This is a genomic window from Streptomyces sp. NPDC017993, assembly GCF_044328065.1.
Taxonomy (GTDB): Bacteria; Actinomycetota; Actinomycetes; order Streptomycetales; family Streptomycetaceae; genus Streptomyces.
Genome location: NZ_JBIRGO010000005.1, coordinates 39,320 through 57,256 on the forward strand (window position 1 = coordinate 39,320; position 17,937 = coordinate 57,256).

A 17,937-nucleotide genomic window follows, 5' to 3' on the forward strand; every position below is an offset into this window, starting at 1 on the left:
AGCCTCCCCTTTGCCCGTAGGCCCCGCGCGGCCCGTGCCGGTCAGTGCCGGTAGGCCCCGGCCCCGTGCCGCTCCGCCCCCCCGTAGCCGCGCGTGCCCCCACGTGCCCCTAAGTACCAATCAGTGCCGGTCCGCGTTCTCGGGCGCGGGGGCGGCCTTCGAGAAGGCGACGAGTCGCGAGGGGTGGGGCGAGCGCTGAAGCCGGAAGGCGATGGCGGTGGTGCCGACGGCGACGGCGGCCAGCGCCGCACCGGTCCATGCGACGGACGGGTAGCCCCAGCCCGCACCGATGGTCAGGCCGCCCAGCCAGGGACCGAGCGTGTTTCCGATGTTGAACGCGGCGGTGGTGGTCGCGCCGGCCAGTGTCGGCGCGGCGTTCGCGACATTGAACATCCGGGCGTTCAGCGCCGGGGCCGTGGCGAACGCGGTGACACCGAGCAGCAGGGAGAGCACGATGGCGGCGGCCGGGCTGTGGGCGGTCAGCGCCAGGACGGCCAGGACGACCGTGGAGGCGGAGATACCGGCGAACAGCGTCCCGAAGAGATGGGCGTCGGCTATCCGGCCCCCGGTGAACGTACCGATCAGCGCGCCGACGCCGAACAGCGCGAGCACCGTCGGCACCCAGCTCTCGGAGAGCCCCGCGGTGTCGGTCAGCAGGGGCGAGAGGTAGGAGAAGAGCGCGAAGACCGCCGCGCCGTTCAGGGCCGTGGCGGTCAGCGCGAGCCAGACCTGCTTGTCCTTGTAGATGGTCAGCTCACGGCGCAGCTGCGGCCGGTCGTCGCCCGTGGGGACAGCCGTACGCGGCACCAGCGCGATCACGCCGACCAGGGCGATCGCGGCGAGTCCGGCCACCGCCCAGAACGCCGCCCGCCAGCCGGCGTGCTGGCCCAGGAGCGCGCCGGCCGGGACTCCGGCGATGTTCGCGATGCTCAGGCCGCCGACCATCACGGCCATCGCACGGGCCCGCGCGGTCACCGGGACCAGCGAGACGGCGACCGCGGCGCCCACCGCCCAGAAGCCGGCGCAGGCCAGTGCGCTCACCACCCGTGAGGCGAACAGCACGCCGTACGAGGGGGCGAGCGCGCCCGCCACCTGCCCGAGGCCGAACAACGCCAGCAGGGCGATCAGCGTCGTCCGACGCGGCAGCCGCAGGGTGGCGGCGGCCAGCGCGGGGGCGCCGACCACCATGCCGATCGCGAAGGCCGAGACCAGCAGCCCCGCCTGCGGGATGGAGACCCCCAGGTCGCGGGCCAGCGGTTGGAGGATGCCGGACAGCATGAATTCGCTCGTGCCGAGCGCGAAGACGGACAGGCCGAGGACGTAGACGGCTATGGGCATGCGGGCGCGTTCGGAAGGAGCAGGCATGACAGCAACCAACAGTGCCGAAGCCGATGACATTCCCCGTCGGGGCGGCCGCAGCGAGTGACCTTGCCCATGTCGCGCCCGGACCCATGGCCGTGCGGTGACGGCCGTCATGAGTCCGTCATGGACTTCCGCCATGGCCTGTCGTGCGGGCGCCAGGAGGCGGCCGGGACTCCCTCAGCCGCTCAGCAGGTCGAGTTCGGTGGTGAGGTTGCGGCGTGCGATGTGCTCCCACCAGTCGTGCCCCAGCGGCGTCCTGTACAGGCGCGGGAGGGCGAGGAGTTGACGCAGTACCGCGGACCGGCCGACGAGGAAGTCGGGGTCCGGCACGAACGCGTACTCCTCGCGGACGGCGGCGGCATAGGCGGCGTACCCCTCGGGCGAACCGGCGAGCACGGCGAGATCGGCGTCGCAGAGCACCGCGCCGTTGAGATCTCCGGGCGCCGGATCGTGGGTGATGGTGAGGCGCACCAGGCGGGCCACCTCGGCCGTCCGCGCCGCATCGATGCCCAGCTCGGGCAGGGCGCGTTCGGCGAGGGCGGCGCTGCGCTCCTCGTTCTCGGAGCGGTCCGGCCGGTAGACCGCGTCGTGGAACCAGGCCGCCAACTGGACGGCGGCCAAGTCCATTGCGCAGTCCGACAGTTCGTCGATGTGGTGCAGGACATCGGCCAGGTGGTGGGTGGTGTGGTAGCGCCGCTGCGGCTCGTCCCACCGGGCCAGGAGGTTCTCCGCGTACGGGTCGGGGTCCTCGGCCCCCTTGGCGCCACGGGCCTCTGCCACGGTCATGGCCCAGCGCCTGCGCAGCTCCGGCGCGAGGTCGGTGGTGCGCGCCGTACGGGACACGGGAGTCATGTGGGCCATTGTGCCTCGGGGGCGGGCGAGGGGCGCGAACGGCCCTGCCCGTGAGGATGCCGCCTCGCGCCGGCCCGAGGCGGCGTCGACCGGGTCCGCCCCCGGGGCAGGCACACCCGGCGGGGCCGGCCCCGGCTTGGTACACACCGGTGGTTTCCGCCGCGTGCCGGGCCGATGTGGCCCCGGCGGTCCGGGTCACCCCTTACGCTGGATATTGGACTAGACCTGTCGACGGTTCGGCCTGGTGGCACCTCGGGTCCCGTCCGATATCTGTTCGTCTCGTTTCGTCATGCCTTGTCACGTCGTCGTCGGAGGATTGGGGTCACATGAGCAAGCGCGCACTCCTGGAGGTGATCGCGCTCGGCCCGGAGGATGCGGTCGCGGCGCAGGCCGGTGGAGCCGACCGCCTCGAACTGGTCGCCGATATGGCGGCCGACGGGCTGACGCCGCCCCGGAGCACCTTCGCGGCGATCCGGGCGGCCGTCGACATTCCGCTGCGGGTGATGCTGCGGTCCGCCGACGGCTTCGCCGCCGGTGACGTGGCGGCGCTGTGCGAGGAGGCCGCGGCGCTGCGCGCGGAGGGCGCCGAGGAGTTCGTGCTCGGCTTCCTGACCCCGGACGGGCGGCCGGACCTCGACGCCGTACGGGCGCTGGCCGAAGTGATCGAGGGCTGCCGCTGGACCTTCCACCGGGCCCTCGACCGGGCCGCGGACCGGGACGCGCTGCGCAAGGCTCTGGCGGCGCACTGCGCGGTGACCGGCTCCTCCGGGACGACGACGGGGCTCGACACGTTCCTCACGGCCGGTGCCGCGCAAGGTGTCGACGCGGGGCTGCCGACGCTCCTGGCCGAGCAGGCCCGCACGACGGCGGGCGAACCCGGGTACGCGCCGCGCATCCTGGTCGGCGGCGGCCTCGGGCTCGGCCACCTGCCGGCGCTGCGCGCGGCCGGCATCGACGCGTTCCACATCGGCGGCGCGGCCCGCCCCGCCGGGTGGTCGGCCCCGGTGGACGTGGCGGCCGTCCGGCAGTGGCGCGACACGCTGGACGGGGTGCTGGACGGGGCGCCGGCGTAGCGCCCCCGGCGCCAGGGGCGCGTGGGCGGCGCGGCGTCGGCCACCGCCCACCCCTGGCCATCACCCCCAGCACCAAGGGCGTGTCCGCAAAGTCCCGCCTTGCCCGCGGCGCTCCCCCAGCTACCGCTGGGAGGTGCCCCCAGGTACGCAGGCTCGCCGCCGTGTCGGGACCGTCCATGTAGACCCACTACGAGGACGAGGACGAGGACGGGGGCGAGGCCGAGGCCGAGGACGACCTTCCGCCTTGCGATCGCGCTCGGCTTCCGAAGGCGGCTGTGAGCCGAGACGGAGCGAGTGCGACGAGCGCAGGGCGCCGGGCACCGCGTGGCCCCGCCCCTACGGGCGGACGCCGGGACTTCGCGGACACGTCCTAGCGCTCCTCGCTCGACTGCTCTGGCAGCGTGCCGCCCAACTGCGCCGGCAGCGGCGCGGCATGCACCACCGTCAGGCCGGACACCGGCCGGGTCAGGCAGACGTACAGGCGGCGCAGGCCGGTGCGCTCGTCCGGCTCGCCGTCGACGATCGCCGCCGGTTCGTCCAGCACCACGTAGTCGTACTCCAGGCCCTTGGCGAGCGTGGCGGGCACCAGCGTCAGCCGGGACTCGGCCGAGGTCTCCTCGCCCGGCGCCAGGCAGGTCACGCCGGCCTCCTCCAGGCCGGCGCGCAGCGCGGGGATGCGGGCCTCGGCGGCGATCAGGCCGATCGAGCCCTCCTTCGTCAGGGACTCGTGGCAGGCGGCGAGGACGGCGGAGTCCAGATCCCCGGGGGCGACCGTGCGCACCTCGAAGTCGCCCGCGGACTCACGGATCGACGTCGCCTCCGTCAGGTCGGGGGCGATGGCCGGCAGCAGCCTGGACGCGTACGCGATGACCTCGCGCGGCACGCGGAAGCCCAGGGTCAGCTCCTCGACCGCCGACCCCGGCTTGCCCAGGTGGGCCAGCGCGTCCTCCCAGGTGTCGGTCGCCCACGGGGTCGTTCCCTGGGCGATATCGCCGAGGACGGTCGCCGAACCCGTCGTGCAGCGTCGCCCCACCGCGCGGTACTGCATGGGGGAGAGGTCCTGCGCCTCATCCAGGACCACATGGCCCAGGGACGGCGTGCGCGCCACCAGGTCCATGGTTTCGTCGATCAACACCGCGTCCGCGGCGGACCACTTGGCGCTCTTCACGCTCCGGGCCGGCTTGGCCCACAGGATCGCCTTCTGCTCCTCCGGCGTCAGGATGCCCTCCGCCTGCTCGGCCAGGAACTCGGCGTCCCCCAGGAGCCGCAGTACCAGCTTCGCCGGCTCGACCGGCGGCCAGACCGCCTTGACCGCCGCTTTCACGGCGGGGTTGCGGGCCACCGCGTCCTGTACCCGGTCGTCCGGCGCCTCGCCTGCCTGCTCCATGCGGACCAGCACGGCATGCGCGATCCGCTGCGGCAGCGCGTCGCGCGCCGCGCCGTAGCGAATCTCGCGCGCCATCAACTCCCGTACCAGCTCTTCGAGTTCATACGCCGGTACGCGCCAGCGGCGGGAGCCGCGGACGACCACGCACGGCTCCTGCGGCATGGTGATGTGCGAGCGGACGGCCCGCCGCAGCACCTCGGCCATCCGCGCATCGCCCTTGAGCGTCGCCGCGGCCGGGTCGTCCGAGCCGCGCACCTCCACATGCCCCACCAGGTCGTCGACGGTGGCCTGCTTGACCTCCAGCTCGCCAAGGGCCGGCAGCACCTGCTCGATGTAGTGCAGGAAGGAGCGGTTCGGGCCGATGACGAGGGTGCCGGAGCGGGCCAGCCGCTCGCGGTGCGCGTACAGCAGATAGGCGACACGGTGCAGGCCGACCGCGGTCTTGCCGGTGCCCGGTGCCCCTTGGACGCAGACCGTGCCGCCGAGCCCGGCACGCACGATCTCGTCCTGCTCCGGCTGGATGGTCGCGACGATGTCGCGCATCGGGCCCACGCGGGGCCGCTCGATCTCGGTCTGCAGCAGCTTGCTGCTCTGCTCGGCCTCGGTCGGGTCGGTGAGGTGCTCGTCCTCGTACGCGGTCAACTCGCCGCCGGTGTAACCGAACCGGCGGCGCAGTCTGAGGTCCAACGGGTTCTTCTTCGAGGCCCGGTAGAACGGCTGGGAGACCGGCGCGCGCCAGTCGATGACCATGGGGTCGCCGTCGGCGTCGTGCACATGACGGCGCCCGATGTAGAAGTTCTCGCCCGCTGCCCCCTCGGCCAGATCGACGCCCGGGGCGTGCAGATAGTCGAGCCGGCCGAAGAAGAGCGGGGTGTGCGAGAGGTCGGCGAGTGCCTTGATCCGGGCGTCGATCTCGCCCTGGAGCACCTCGGCGTTGACCCAGTTCGCGGTGACGTCGGCGATGTTCAACGCCTCGGCGTCCTCGCGCATGGCCCGGAGCGCGGCGCGGGAGGAGGCGAGATGGGCGCGCTCGCGTTGCAGGGGGTCGGGGATCGGGCCGGGCTCTTCCGGGCGGGTTGCGTCCGGGCCGGGCCGCCGGCCGTCGGCGGTGGGGGCCTCGGGTGGTGCCGGGGCGGCCGCGGTCGGGGCGGCGGCGGGTGACGGGTGGGCGTGCGAGGGCACGGCGTTGCCTCCGGTGAGATGTACTGCGGCGGGCGCGCGCCACGGGAGCGGGCACGGTCGGCCGGGGCGGTGCGTCGGGCGGGTCATCAGCGTGCGGCGAAGGACCGGCCGGTTTCCGTCCGGTCGGCGGCACTCCTCGACGGGAGGCAGGGCAGACGCGCGATTGTAGTCAGCGGGCATTCCGGGCGCCAACGGATATTCGGCGTCCGGCGCCGCACCGAAGACCCCGAGACCCCCTCGTAGTCCCGTAGGGGTGGGAATAGGCCCGGAGTCTGACGTCCGGCCCTCTCGGGATGGGCCCATGGGCCGATGTGCGGCAATCGCGTGAAATTCATCATGGAGACATGAGCAGCGCAACGTTCCACCCAGTCCCTGTCAGCCCGACCTCCCCGCAGCGCGCCGCCGGCGCCACGGCCCTGGGGGTCGCACCCACGCACGGCGGCCACGACCGCCACCTGCTGGGCAACGCGCTCCGCGCGATCAAGGTCTTCGGCGCGGCCGCCTTCAGCGTGGCCGTCATGGGCGAGTACGGCCATGACGACCACGCCGACGATTGACGGTGCCCTGATCCGCAGACGCCCTTGAATCGACGCCCGACCCACCGAACCTCCGACCCACCGACCCTCCGAACCGCCCGGTAACCCCTCGCCGAACGCCCTGCCCTTCTCCCGCCAGCCCTCCGCGTAACGCCCCGCAACGCCCCGGCGCTCCGCGTCCGGGGCGCGCATCGCACCTCCCCGCGCGCGCCCCACGGACAAGGCCGCGCACACCGCGCACAATCACGCGCAAGAGCCGGCACCTGGCGGACATCCGGATGACCGGAAACCGTTACGGACGGTCGGCTCCGATCCACTAGCGTCGCCGCAGAGAGCGCGCTCAGGGCGACGAGAAGGGGACAACGGGTGTCTGCCGCCGATGGGGCACGAACGTGGACATGGAGACGCACCTGGGCGCTCAGCGTCGCCAGACCCGGACGGCTGCTGATGGCGGCAGCCCTGCTGGTGGCCTCGTTCGCCGGACTCTGGCTGCTGTACACGGTTCAGCCGCTACCGATGTCGGACATAGTCGTCTACCGCGCGGAGGGGGAAGCCGCCGCGGCCGGTGGTGACCTCTACGGCTTCACTGTCACGAAGTGGGCACTTCCGGCCACGTACCCGCCCTTCGCCGCCCTGCTGTTCATCCCCACGACCTGGATCTCGCTCGGCACCCTCAAGGTCGCCTGTGTCCTGGTCAATGCGGGCCTCCTCGCGCTGCTGATCCACCTCTCCTGCAAGGCCGCCGGCCTGCGCAAGGCCGCCTGCACCGCGCCCACCCTGCTCGCCCTGACCGCACTGGGCCTCTGGCTCGAACCGGTCTTCCAGACGTTCGTCTTCGGGCAGATCAACCTCGCCCTCGCCTGCCTGGTCCTGTGGGACCTCTCCCGCCCGGACGGCGCCCGTTTCAAGGGCTTCGCCGTCGGCATCGCGGCCGGCATCAAGCTCACCCCCGCGATCTTCGCGGTGTATCTCCTGGTCACCGGCCGGGTGAAGGCGGCGTGCACCGCCCTCGCCGGATTCCTCGGCTCGGTCCTGGTCGGGGTGCTGGTCCTGCCGGGCCCGAGCATCGAGTTCTGGACACGGCGGATGTTCGAGACCGGCCGCGTCGGCAAGGCATGGATCGTCGACAACCAGTCCCTCCAAGGACTGATCGCCCGCGCGCTGCACCATCCCGAACCCGGAATCCTGTGGGCCGCGCCGGCGCTGCTCACGGCGGGCGCCGGGCTCTTCGTCGCCCGCCGGGTCTACCTGCGGCGCGGGCTCGACAGCTGGGGCGTGCTGGTCACGGCCGTCACGGCGCTGCTGGTCTCGCCGATCAGCTGGTCCCACCACTGGGTCTGGTGCGTACCGCTGCTCGTCGCCCTCGCCGCGCACACCCGGGGCGTGCCGTGGCGCCGCGCCCTGTCGGCCGTCGTCGCCCTCGTCTTCACCGCCCGCACGCTGTGGATGGTGCCGCACGCCGGCGACCTCGACCTGCACTTCTCCTGGTGGCAGCAGCCGCTCGCCGCGCCCTACCCCCTGCTCGGTCTGGCGTTCCTGGTGGCGATGGTCCGGTGGACGCGCGGCGGCTCCCCGGCCGTCGGAGGCCCCGGCCACATCCCGCTGCCCCGCACCGATCACGAGACTCTGAGTACGCGGTCCCGGGCGGGCTGAGGATCCGGCCGCGGACCCGGCTGCGGCTGAGTACGCCCTCGATGCCCGGCTGCTTCAGAGACCGCAGCATGGCAGCCGTTCTCCCCAAGAACGCGTGCCAGGACGCCGGCCTCCCGCCACTCGACGCCCTCGACGGCCCGCACCCCGCTCGGCCGTCGGGCCGGTGCCCGTGTGCGTTCCTGGTACGACCCCAGCTGTCGCGGCCCGCCTCTGCAGGCCGGCCCGCACAGGCGGGCCGCTACCCGCGCGGCCCGCCCACGCCCCTCAGACGTCCTCGTCCGCCGACAGCAGCTCGTCGGAGTCCACGATCCGGTACGCGTAACCCTGCTCGGCCAGGAAGCGCTGGCGGTGGGCCGCGAAGTCCTGGTCGATGGTGTCGCGGGCGACGACCGAGTAGAAGCGCGCCTCGTGCCCGTCCGCCTTCGGACGCAGCACCCGGCCCAGCCGCTGGGCCTCCTCCTGGCGCGAGCCGAAGGTGCCGGAGACCTGGATCGCGACCGTCGCCTCGGGCAGGTCGATGGAGAAGTTCGCGACCTTCGAGACGACCAGGACGGAGATCTCGCCCTCGCGGAAGGCCCCGAACAGCTTCTCCCGCTGCGCGTTGGTCGTCTCGCCCTTGATCACCGGCGCGTCCAGATGCTCGCCCAGCTCGTCCAGCTGGTCGATGTACTGCCCGATGACCAGCGTCTGCTCGCCCTGGTGCTTACGGACCAGCGCCTCGGTCACCCGCTGCTTGCTGGCGGTGGTCGCGCAGAAGCGGTACTTCTCCTCGGTCTCGGCCGTCGCGTACGCGAGCCGCTCGGAGTCGGTCAGATTGACCCGCACCTCGACACAGTCCGCGGGCGCGATGTACCCCTGCGCCTCGATCTCCTTCCACGGCGCGTCGAACCGCTTGGGGCCGATCAGCGAGAAGACATCGGACTCCCGGCCGTCCTCGCGCACCAGCGTCGCGGTCAGCCCCAGCCGTCGCCGGGCCTGGAGGTCGGCGGTGAACTTGAAGACCGGCGCGGGCAGCAGGTGCACCTCGTCATAGATGATCAGCCCCCAGTCCCGCGAATCGAACAGCTCCAGGTGCGGGTAGACGCCCTTCCGCTTGGTCGTCAGCACCTGGTAGGTGGCGATGGTGACCGGCCGGATCTCCTTCTTCGTCCCGCTGTACTCGCCGATCTCGTCCTCGGTCAGCGACGTCCGCTTCACCAGCTCGTGCTTCCACTGCCGGGCCGAGACGGTGTTCGTCACCAGGATCAGCGTGGTCGCCTTGGCCTGCGCCATCGCGCCCGCACCGACCAGCGTTTTGCCCGCGCCGCAGGGCAGCACCACGACACCGGAGCCGCCGTGCCAGAAGCCTTCCACGGCCTGCTGCTGGTAGGGCCGCAGCGCCCAGCCGTCCTCGGCCAGCGCGATGTCGTGTGCCTCGCCGTCGACGTATCCCGCCAGGTCCTCGGCCGGCCAGCCCAGCTTGAGCAGCGTCTGCTTGATCTGGCCGCGCTCGGAGGGGTGCACCACGACGGAATCCGGGTCCAGCCGGGCCCCGACCAGCGGCTGCACCTTCTTCGACCGGAGGATCTCCTCCAGTACCGGGCGGTCGGTGGTGGTCAGCAGCAGACCGTGGGTGGGGTGCTTGGTGAGGGTGAGGCGCCCGTAGCGGGACATCGTCTCCGCGATGTCCACCAGCAGGGCGTGCGGTACGGGGTACCGCGAGAACTGCACCAGGGCGTCGACGACCTGCTCGGCGTCGTGCCCGGCCGCCCGCGCGTTCCAGAGCCCGAGGGGCGTGACGCGGTAGGTGTGGATGTGCTCCGGAGCGCGTTCGAGTTCGGCAAAGGGCGCGATGGCCCGCCGGCACGCGTCCGCCAGCTCGTGGTCCACCTCCAGAAGCAGCGTCTTGTCGCTCTGGACGATGAGAGGTCCGTTCACGCGCCTCGCCTTTCGCTTCCCGGGCATCGGCCGCAGATACGGCCAAACGTCCAGTGTGCCGCATCGCCGCAACCCGCCCGGCCGGGACGGCCCCGTACGACCGGCCGACGGGGCACCTCCCCGCCGTCACTGTCTTCAGCGTTCCGCAGCGGTACGGGGATTCCCGCGGGCGCCCGCAAACCGCCGGAGCCGCGCAGGCGCCGAGGAATCGGCCACCCCTGCCGGGCCCGCCCGCTCTCAGACCGAGTCGTCCGCCAGTTCCGCCACCCCCGTGATGCGGTGCAGCGGGTAGGTGCGGACCTCGTCGGAGGTGTGGTCGTAGGCCGTGACGAAGCCGCCTTCCACCCGGACCGGGGCGATCACGCGCTGGCTGGCGGCGCCGTCGGCGTTGACGTAGCCGATCCACACGGCGGAGCTGGTGAGGACCGCGGCCTGCATCGTGGCCAGGGTCTCGGCCGAGGTGGTGCGGGGGAGCGCGCCGGACGCGGGGGCGGGCGCGTGCACCGGCTTGCGCTCCGCGGTCGCGGCGAGGTCGCCGGCGCGGATGGCGCGTACGGCCGCGTCGAGCAGCGTCGGATCGGGGGACGGCGGGCCGTCGGGGACCGGGGCGGGCGCCGTGCGCGGCGGGGTGCGGTAGGAGTCGGCGCGGGCGATCAGCACGTCGCCCTCGGCGGATTCGGCGGCCGGGGCGTAGCCCATCGACCGCAAGCCGTCGAGGAGTTGGTCGGGCGAGGTCTGGGCGGCCAGCACCGTCGGGGCCAGGCGGCGCAGCCGCAGGGCGATCGCGCGGCGGTCCGCGAGGATCTCGGAGAGCAGCGCGTCGTCGTCACAGCGGACGTAGGCGGCGGCCGCACCGATCCGCAGCCGGCCGTGCTTACGGGCCACGTCCTCGATCAGGTAGGCCAGCGGCTGGGGCACGGGCGTCCGGGAGTGGGTGGTGAGGAACTCCTGGAGTTCGGCGGCGGACCGGCCGGCGTCCAGGGCGCGCCGCACGGAGCCCGGTGTGAAGCGGTAGACGGTCGCGCCGCCCTTGGACTCGATGTCGGCGAGCATGCCGAGCGCCTCGGCGAGCGGGCGGCGCAGCGGGCCGGGGGCGACCGCGGTCAGGTCCGCCTGGAGGAGGACGTGGTCGAGCGGTTCGGGGAGGAGGGGCGCGAGGAGCGCGGCGGCGCGGCTCGCCGCGGCATGGGTCTCCGCGGCGGTGGGGTGCGCCGAGGCGGTCGTCGCGTCGATCAGGGCGCGGCCGTGTGCGGAGAGCGCGCCGCGCCCGGTGACACCGAGCAACTCGGCATCCGCCAGCGCCCATTGGGCGAGGCGGGAGCGCAGGTCGTCGGCCGGGGAGGAGGGTGCGGCGCCCGGTCCTTCGCCCGCCCCGGAGGCTGTCGGGCCGGTGGACGGTGCCGAGCCCGCGCCCCGCAGGGGGCGCTCCCAGCGCAGCCGGGAGAGGACGGCGGTGGGTGGGACGGACGTGCCGGGCGGGAGGGAGCCGAGCAGGGCGAGGGCACGGCGGCGGACCTCGGGGGCCGGGGAGCGGTCGAGGTGGGGGCCCAGTGCGGCGAGCGCCCGGCCCTTCGCGTCGGCGACGCCGACGACACCCGGCGTGCGGGTGGCGGACAGCCAGCCTGCCGCGATCACGGCCCAGCGCTCGGGGTCGGGCAGTTGCAGCCATTCCTCCGCGGCAGGCGTGGTGGCGTACCGCTCGTCGGCCTCACCGTCGGAGGCCACCAGTCCGGCCGCGTAGGCCAGTTCCAGCCAGAAGGCGGCGAGCTGCTCGGTGGTGTCGAGGGCGGCGGCGGTCCGCTTGAGGTCGCGCACGCTCAGCCCGCCGGCGCGCAGCACCGACGGCCCGCCGAGGTCCCATTCCTTGAGCAGTTCCTCGACGGTGTCCAGCGCGGTGAACGCCTGGCTCGCGGCGGCGTTGTCCACAAGCTGTGGATCGCGTTCCGTGGTCGGGGCGAGCACGGGCGGTACGGGTTCCGGAGCGCGGTGGGCGCGTCCGCCCCGCAGATGCAGCGCCGCCTCCCGGGGCAGCACGACATTGCGCGCCCCTGCGGGAAGCAGCAGGCCGTGGTCGAGCAGCCACGTCAGATGCGGCGCCGGGCGCTCGGTGACCCCGCCGTAGGGCGGCCCCCACAGCAGCTTGTCGAGCACCGCGACCGACTCCGCGGGGGCGGTGTCCAGCAGCTCCGCCATCCGCGTGCGGTCGGTGAACAGGCCGGTCAGGGCGGCGACCGCGCTGACCGGGTCGTGGGTCGCGGGCAGCCCGGCCGCGGCGATGATCTCCTGCAGCCGGGTGGGGGACATCCCGGCGGTGGCCTCGGCGACGGTCGGCCCCAGGCCCGTCGGGGAAGGATGGGTGGCACTCGGGGACAGCAGCTCACGGGCCGTACGCACCAGCCGCAGCCGGTCGTCCGGGCCCCACACCAGCGCCTGCGCGCGCAGCTCGGCCACCGCCCGCGGCAGCTCCGCGGCTACCGCCTCGTCCCCGGCGTCCCCGGCCATCAGGGCGCCGAGCGTCGCGTACGGGCACGGGTCGGGGGCCACCGCCAGCGCCTCCGCGGTCTGCAGGACGAAGCGGTCGAGCCGCTCCACGGCGCGCACGACCGACGCCCGGGTGCCGGCCCGGGTGGCCAGCTGGGTGACATCGCCCGGCACCGGGTTGAGCAGATCGGGCCGGGCCCGCAGCAGGCCGACGAGCCCGCTGTCGGTGCGGGTCCTGAGCTCCTCGGCGAGGGTGCGGGGTGTACCGGTCATTCGTCCTACGTTAGCGGTGCCGGGGATGCGGGGGCACCGTCCGGCGATGTGCGGCCCGTCGTACGCCAGTGCCGCCCGGGTCGGTGCGCGCGCGCCGCCGCCCGCGGCCTGCGGCCCGCACGCCGATCGACGCGGTACCGTCGAAACAGCAACCAGCGCATGCCGCAGGGGAATTCGTGGGGATCGAGAGCGATCAGCTCGTCTTTGACTATCTGAGCCGGGTGGGCGACCTGGCCCAGCAGCGGGGTCTGCCGTCAGCCGCGCGCATGCGGCTGGTGGCCACGCTGCGTGCCGAGATAGACGCACAGAAGGCCGACTCCGTCCCGGGTGTGCGGCGGATTCTGTCGCGGCTGGGGACACCGGAGGCAGTGGTGGCGGCCGCGGGATCGGGCGAGAGCCCGGCCGTCGGCAGCCCCCGCGCTCCCCAGGACGTGGACGGCCCGGCGGGTCCCGCGGTGCCCCTCCATCCGGATTCCCCGGGCTTCTCGGAGTCCTCGCAGGGCATCCGGCCCGCGCAGCCCGCCGAACGGCCGTGGTCGACCCCGCGGCAGAAGCTCAGCGGCCTGGCCTGGCGCAACGGGCTCACCGGCCTGACCGGCCTCACCGGCAAGCTGCCCGCGCCGCGCGACGGGTCCGGGCCCGCCCCGTCCACCGGATTCGGCTTCCTGAAGAAGACCGGCAGCACCGAGCGGCCGCCGCTGCCCGACCTCGGGCAGACCGCCTCGCCGCCGCATCTGGCGAGCGCCGCCGAACTGGGCGACACCGGCGACGCACCCGACTGGTGGCGGGTGGAGGCGTCGCCCTTCGGGCCGGGGGAGACCGTGCCCGGCTTCGTCGGGGGCATCGAGGTCCCGGAGATATGGGAACGGCCCCCGGGCGAGGACCCGCCGTCCCTCAAGAAGGGCGGCACGCCCGACCCCGGCGACGAGCCGGACGCCGACGCGGCGGCCGGCGGGGCGACGGGGGCGCTCCAGGGGATGCTGCGCAAGGCGCTCGGCCGCAGGCGCGGCGCGGCCGCCGAGCCCGAGGCGGAGAGCGCGGACGACACGGCCGCCCCGGAGGTGGTCGCTCGGGCGCCGCTGAGCCCGGTGCTGTGTCTTGCGGTCCTGCTGCTGGCCGCCGGTGCGCTGCTGGGGTCGTGGTGGGCGCTGGCCGGAGGCTGGGGGCTGGCGTATGTGTCGCGGCGGCTGAGCCGTACGGAGGCCAAGTTCGCGGCGCTCGGTGTGCCGGGGATCGTCGCGGGCGGGCTGATGGTGTGGCTGTGGGGGCGGTTCGACGGGCGCTGGGGCGACCCGATCGCGCAGGGCGCGCTCGGGCAGGAACTCGCCGACGGGCTTCCGGTGATGGCCCGGGTCGCGGCGGTCGCCTCCGCGCTGTTCCTGGTCTGGCGGATGAGGCGAGCCCCGAGGTGACGGGCGCGCGGTGAGCCGCGCCGGGCCGGGGCCCGTGTGTGCGCGATGCACACCGCGGGGCAAGGAGCGTCTCACCACGCGTTTCCCCGCCGTCGGCCATGGCGGGCACAATGGCGGGCATGGCTGCGCATCCCCTGACGGTCGGATTCGACCTCGACATGACGCTGATCGACTCCCGCCCGGGCATCAAGGCGGCATATCAGGCGCTGTCCGCCCGGACCGGCACCTTCGTGGACGCCGACCTCGCCGTCACCCGGCTCGGACCGCCGCTGGAGCAGGAGATCCGCCACTGGTTCCCCGAGGAGCAGGTGGCGGAGATCAGCGAGGTCTACCGCGCGCTGTACCCCCTGCACGCGATCACGGGCACACCGGCCATGTCCGGCGCCCGGGAAGCCATCGCCGCGGTCCATGCCGCGGGCGGCCGGGCCGTGGTCGTCACCGCCAAGTTCGAGCCGAACGCCGAACTGCACCTGCAGCACCTCGGCATCGAGCCGGACGCCGTCATCGGCTCCCTGTGGGCGGAGGCCAAGGCCGACGCGCTGCGCGAGCACGGCGCGCAGATCTACGTCGGTGACCACACCGGTGACGTCCGCGGGGCACGCGCCGCGGACGCGCTGTCCGTGGCCGTGGCCACCGGCCCCTGCGCGGCCGCCGAACTCCGCGCGGCCGGCGCCGATGTAGTGCTCGACGACCTGACCGCGTTCCCGGCCTGGCTGGAGCGGTATGTGGCCGACGGCGGTTACGTGACCGAGGGCGCGGACGCCGCTTCCGCCTGACGGCGCTGGGCCACGGCGGACCGGATCACGCCCGCCGCGGCGACGAGGAACCCGGCGCCCATCAGCATGCAGACCCAGTAGAAAACGGACGGCAGCGGTTCGGCGCCGATGAACAGCGGCGTTACCGTGGCGAGAGTGGCCAGCGCGCCAACAAGGAACATGATCGCGCCGATTCGGACCAGCAGATCCCCGGCCTGGGGAGTTTCGTCAGACACCTGACCAGGGTAAGTCCGGGCCAGAAGCACAGAGGAACCACCCTGCGACGTCTTGTCACCGGGCACCGGACCATTAGCCTTGTGTTGTGGCGGGCCCTGCGGCCCGCTGCACTGCTATCCAGACCCGTTTTCCCACACATTTTCGCAAGTGATCCGGCCAGCTTTTTTCCCACGAGTACGAGGACGAGGACAGACGTGCCTACCGGCAAGGTCAAGTGGTTCAACAGCGAGAAGGGCTTCGGCTTTCTCTCCCGCGATGACGGCGGCGACGTCTTCGTGCACTCGTCGGTGCTGCCCGACGGCGTGGACGCACTCAAGCCGGGCCAGCGCGTCGAATTCGGCGTCGTAGCAGGCCAGCGCGGTGACCAGGCGCTGACCGTCACCCTCCTCGACCCCGCGCCCTCCTTGGCGGCGGCGCAGCGCCGCAAGCCCGACGAACTCGCCTCGATCGTGCAGGACCTCACCACGCTCCTGGAGAACGTCACCCAGCAACTGGAGCGCGGCCGCTACCCGGACAAGGTCCACGGCTCCAAGATCGCCGGCATGCTGCGCGCGGTCGCCGACCAGTTGGACGTCTGACCGGCAGCCCGTCAACGCACTTCGCCCCCGGCCGTTCACCGCGGTCGGGGGCGAAGTGCGTAAGCGGGGGCGGCGTCAGACGAAGTTCAGCGCATCGCGGCCGAGGGGCGGTACGAGTCCCTCGGCCGCGGCGCGGGTGAGCAGGCCGCGGACCGCGGCGTAGCCGTCCTCGCCGAGGTCGGCGGTGAACTCGTTGACGTACAGCCCGATGTGCTGGTCGGCGACGGCCGGATCCATCTCCTGGGCATGCGCCAGGACGTACGGCCGGGAGACCTCCGGGTCGTCCCAGGCCATCCGGACGGAGGTGCGGATGGACGCGGCGAGTTCGCGCAGCGCGTCCGCGCCCAGCGACCGCTTGGCGATGATCGCGCCGAGCGGGATCGGCAGGCCGGTGGTGGCCTCCCAGTGCTCGCCCATGTCGGCCAGGCGGGACAGCCCGTAGTCCTGGTACGTGAAGCGCGCCTCGTGGATGACCAGGCCCGCGTCGACCTTGCCGTCGCGGACGGCCGGCATGATCTCGTGGAACGGCAGCACGACGATCTCGCCGACGCCGCCCGGCACCTCGGCCGCGGCCCACAGCCGGAACAGCAGATATGCGGTGGACCGCTCGCTGGGCACCGCGACGGTCCGGCCCGCCAGGTCGGCGGCCCGTCCCGCCTCACGGGTCAACACCAGCGGCCCGCAGCCGCGCCCCAGGGCCCCGCCGCAGGGCAGCAGGGCGTACTCCTCCAGCACCCACGGCAGCACCGCGTAGGACACCTTCAGCACGTCGAACTCACCGCGCTCGGCCATGCCGTTGGTGAGGTCGATGTCGGCGAAGGTGACCGCGAGTTCCGGTGCGCCGGGGACACGGCCGTGGGCCAGGGCGTCGAAGACGAAGGTGTCGTTCGGGCACGGCGAGTACGCGATGTCCAGCGGCCGGGTCACGGGGTCCTCCTCGGGGATGGCGGCTCTTCTGGAACCGGACCGGAGCCGGTGAGCAGCGCGTCGGGCAGCGTCCGGAACGCTTCGGTCAGGGCGGCGAGCGCCTCGCCGATCCGCCAGGAGGCGCGGTCGCGGGGGCCGACGCCGTTGGAGACCGCACGGATCTCCAGCACCGCCACGCCGTGCGCGGCGGCGGCCTCGGCGACACCGAAACCCTCCATCGCCTCGGCCAGCGCACCGGGGTGACGGGCCGCCAGCTCGGCGGCGCGCGCGGCGCTGCCGGTGACCGTCGAGACGGTCAGCACCGCGCCGGTCGCGGCGCCGCACGCCGACGCGACGGCCTTTACCAGGGCGGGGTCGGGGCGGTGGGCCACCGTCCCGAAGCCGAGTTCGGTGACCGGCACGAACCCTTCGGGCGTCTCCGCGCCCAGGTCGGCGGCGACGATCGCGTCCGCGACGACGACGCTGCCCAACGGCGCGCCCGGTGCGAAGCCGCCGCCGATACCGGCCGAGACGACCAGGTCGTACGGCTCACCGGCGAGCGCGGCGGCGGTGAGTGCGGTGGCGGTGCCGGCGGCCGCGGCGGCCGGGCCGACGCCGACGGCCAGCGCGTCGAGCGTCGCGGCGGGATGCGGGCCGGCGGGCCGGACCGCGCGCCGCAGGGCGTAACCGCCGGGCAGCGCCGAGGTGTCGTGGGGCCCCGCCGCGGCGCACACGGCGTCGCGCTCGGCGGCCACCGCGGTGACGGCGAGTACCCGCATCAGACGGCCCTCGGGGCGCCCGGCCGGTGCTCCCTCAGAGGACTCAGTCCTTCTGCTTCAGCGTGAAGTGCCACATGGTCTTGGGGCCCTGGCCCGCGCCGAGCTCGGCGACCTGGAGCGTGACGGACTTGGTGTACGTGGTCTGGCCGGTCTGCGGGTTCTGCTGCGCGAAGAGCTCGTCCGAGTCGAAGCTGCGGTACGTCTCCTTGCTGGGCTCACGCATGACGGGGCCGCCGCCGATGACGATCCAGCCGGACTTGGCGACGTCCGGCTCGACACCCACGCGCACCTTCTCGCCCGGGTGCACCGTGATCGACTTGCCGCCCTTCTTGGTGATGCAGGACTCGATCGTCTTCTTGTCGAGAACCTTGCCGTCACCGTCGCAGCCGGCGGTGGCCTCGGACGTCACCGTCGTGGATCCGACGGTCACCGTCGCCAAGGCGGTCGGCTTCTCGCAGGCGGAGAGGGTGATGAGACCCAGGGACACGGCACCGATGGCGGCAGCGGCACGGCGGCCCTTGCCCCAGGAGATCAACGCAGCGGTCATACGCGCA

Annotated in this window: 15 protein-coding genes; 6 read left to right on the top strand and 9 right to left on the bottom strand. The window is 73.5% G+C overall.

Annotated elements, in window-relative coordinates; translation table 11 throughout:
* Positions 1-120: 120 nt before the first annotated feature.
* Both ACH4FH_RS09860 and ACH4FH_RS09865 read right to left on the bottom strand, forming a co-directional pair.
* Complete coding sequence (locus ACH4FH_RS09860) at positions 121-1,365, bottom strand: Cmx/CmrA family chloramphenicol efflux MFS transporter (protein WP_398555261.1); 1,245 nt, start codon at positions 1,363-1,365, stop codon at positions 121-123.
* Positions 1,366-1,539: 174 nt separating this feature from the next.
* Entirely contained in the window at positions 1,540-2,214 is a 675-nt protein-coding gene (locus ACH4FH_RS09865; RefSeq protein WP_398555262.1) for a hypothetical protein, read from the bottom strand.
* Between the two features lie 326 nt (positions 2,215-2,540).
* On the opposite strand from ACH4FH_RS09865, the gene ACH4FH_RS09870 reads away from it, so the two are divergent.
* Positions 2,541-3,287 (top strand): copper homeostasis protein CutC, encoded by a 747-nt coding sequence (locus ACH4FH_RS09870; RefSeq protein WP_398555263.1) that lies wholly within the window; start codon positions 2,541-2,543, stop codon positions 3,285-3,287.
* A 370-nt stretch (positions 3,288-3,657) separates the two neighbouring features.
* Here ACH4FH_RS09870 and ACH4FH_RS09875 read toward each other — a convergent pair whose 3' ends face one another.
* Positions 3,658-5,856 carry a HelD family protein gene (locus ACH4FH_RS09875; protein WP_398555264.1) on the bottom strand — a complete coding sequence of 733 codons (2,199 nt, stop codon included), beginning with the start codon at positions 5,854-5,856 and terminating at the stop codon, positions 3,658-3,660.
* Positions 5,857-6,200: 344 nt separating this feature from the next.
* On the opposite strand from ACH4FH_RS09875, the gene ACH4FH_RS09880 reads away from it, so the two are divergent.
* Positions 6,201-6,413 carry a hypothetical protein gene (locus ACH4FH_RS09880; protein WP_398555265.1) on the top strand — a complete coding sequence of 71 codons (213 nt, stop codon included), beginning with the start codon at positions 6,201-6,203 and terminating at the stop codon, positions 6,411-6,413.
* A 345-nt stretch (positions 6,414-6,758) separates the two neighbouring features.
* Positions 6,759-8,045: a glycosyltransferase 87 family protein gene (locus ACH4FH_RS09885; protein ID WP_398555266.1), complete on the top strand. Its 1,287-nt coding sequence runs from the start codon at positions 6,759-6,761 to the stop codon at positions 8,043-8,045.
* 264 nt (positions 8,046-8,309) lie between these two features.
* On the opposite strand, the gene ACH4FH_RS09890 is transcribed toward ACH4FH_RS09885, so the two are convergent.
* Positions 8,310-9,962, bottom strand: a complete 1,653-nt coding sequence (locus tag ACH4FH_RS09890) for a DNA repair helicase XPB (protein WP_398555267.1) — start codon at positions 9,960-9,962, stop codon at positions 8,310-8,312.
* Between the two features lie 237 nt (positions 9,963-10,199).
* On the bottom strand, positions 10,200-12,716 hold the full coding sequence (locus ACH4FH_RS09895) for a helicase-associated domain-containing protein (protein WP_398555268.1): 2,517 nt from the start codon (positions 12,714-12,716) through the stop codon (positions 10,200-10,202).
* Between the two features lie 176 nt (positions 12,717-12,892).
* On the opposite strand from ACH4FH_RS09895, the gene ACH4FH_RS09900 reads away from it, so the two are divergent.
* The gene (locus ACH4FH_RS09900; RefSeq protein WP_398555269.1) at positions 12,893-14,128 is read left to right on the top strand and encodes a hypothetical protein; all 1,236 of its coding nucleotides are present in this window, start codon (positions 12,893-12,895) and stop codon (positions 14,126-14,128) included.
* 119 nt (positions 14,129-14,247) lie between these two features.
* Positions 14,248-14,904, top strand: coding sequence for an HAD family hydrolase (locus tag ACH4FH_RS09905; RefSeq protein WP_398555270.1), 657 nt, complete (start codon positions 14,248-14,250; stop codon positions 14,902-14,904).
* On the opposite strand, the gene ACH4FH_RS09910 is transcribed toward ACH4FH_RS09905, so the two are convergent.
* Positions 14,868-15,065, bottom strand: coding sequence for a hypothetical protein (locus ACH4FH_RS09910; RefSeq protein WP_398555631.1), 198 nt, complete (start codon positions 15,063-15,065; stop codon positions 14,868-14,870). The genes ACH4FH_RS09905 and ACH4FH_RS09910 overlap by 37 nt on opposite strands.
* Positions 15,066-15,314: 249 nt before the next feature.
* On the opposite strand from ACH4FH_RS09910, the gene ACH4FH_RS09915 reads away from it, so the two are divergent.
* Positions 15,315-15,698 (top strand): cold-shock protein, encoded by a 384-nt coding sequence (locus tag ACH4FH_RS09915; protein ID WP_398555271.1) that lies wholly within the window; start codon positions 15,315-15,317, stop codon positions 15,696-15,698.
* A gap of 75 nt (positions 15,699-15,773) precedes the next feature.
* Here the strand turns inward: ACH4FH_RS09915 and ACH4FH_RS09920 are convergent, their stop codons facing one another.
* Genes ACH4FH_RS09920 through ACH4FH_RS09930 form a run of 3 tightly spaced genes read right to left on the bottom strand, consistent with a single transcriptional unit; the run spans position 15,774 to position 17,930 of the window.
* Entirely contained in the window at positions 15,774-16,625 is an 852-nt protein-coding gene (locus ACH4FH_RS09920) for a 1,4-dihydroxy-6-naphthoate synthase (protein ID WP_398555272.1), read from the bottom strand.
* On the bottom strand, positions 16,622-17,383 hold the full coding sequence (locus ACH4FH_RS09925; protein WP_398555273.1) for a futalosine hydrolase: 762 nt from the start codon (positions 17,381-17,383) through the stop codon (positions 16,622-16,624). The genes ACH4FH_RS09920 and ACH4FH_RS09925 overlap by 4 nt, the downstream gene beginning before the upstream one ends.
* Before the next feature lie 43 nt (positions 17,384-17,426).
* Positions 17,427-17,930, bottom strand: a complete 504-nt coding sequence (locus tag ACH4FH_RS09930) for a hypothetical protein (protein WP_398555274.1) — start codon at positions 17,928-17,930, stop codon at positions 17,427-17,429.
* Positions 17,931-17,937 lie beyond the last annotated feature (7 nt).

Excerpts from the sequence above, each read along its gene's own strand:
- ACH4FH_RS09905 (WP_398555270.1), top strand. The coding sequence starts at position 14,248 with ATGGCTGCGCATCCCCTGACGGTCGGATTCGACCTCGACATGACGCTG.
- ACH4FH_RS09930 (WP_398555274.1), bottom strand. The coding sequence starts at position 17,930 with ATGACCGCTGCGTTGATCTCCTGGGGCAAGGGCCGCCGTGCCGCTGCC.
- ACH4FH_RS09860 (WP_398555261.1), bottom strand. The coding sequence starts at position 1,365 with ATGCCTGCTCCTTCCGAACGCGCCCGCATGCCCATAGCCGTCTACGTC.
- ACH4FH_RS09895 (WP_398555268.1), bottom strand. The coding sequence starts at position 12,716 with ATGACCGGTACACCCCGCACCCTCGCCGAGGAGCTCAGGACCCGCACC.
- ACH4FH_RS09925 (WP_398555273.1), bottom strand. The coding sequence starts at position 17,383 with ATGCGGGTACTCGCCGTCACCGCGGTGGCCGCCGAGCGCGACGCCGTG.
- ACH4FH_RS09870 (WP_398555263.1), top strand. The coding sequence starts at position 2,541 with ATGAGCAAGCGCGCACTCCTGGAGGTGATCGCGCTCGGCCCGGAGGAT.
- ACH4FH_RS09910 (WP_398555631.1), bottom strand. The coding sequence starts at position 15,065 with ATGTTCCTTGTTGGCGCGCTGGCCACTCTCGCCACGGTAACGCCGCTG.
- ACH4FH_RS09865 (WP_398555262.1), bottom strand. The coding sequence starts at position 2,214 with ATGACTCCCGTGTCCCGTACGGCGCGCACCACCGACCTCGCGCCGGAG.
- ACH4FH_RS09880 (WP_398555265.1), top strand. The coding sequence starts at position 6,201 with ATGAGCAGCGCAACGTTCCACCCAGTCCCTGTCAGCCCGACCTCCCCG.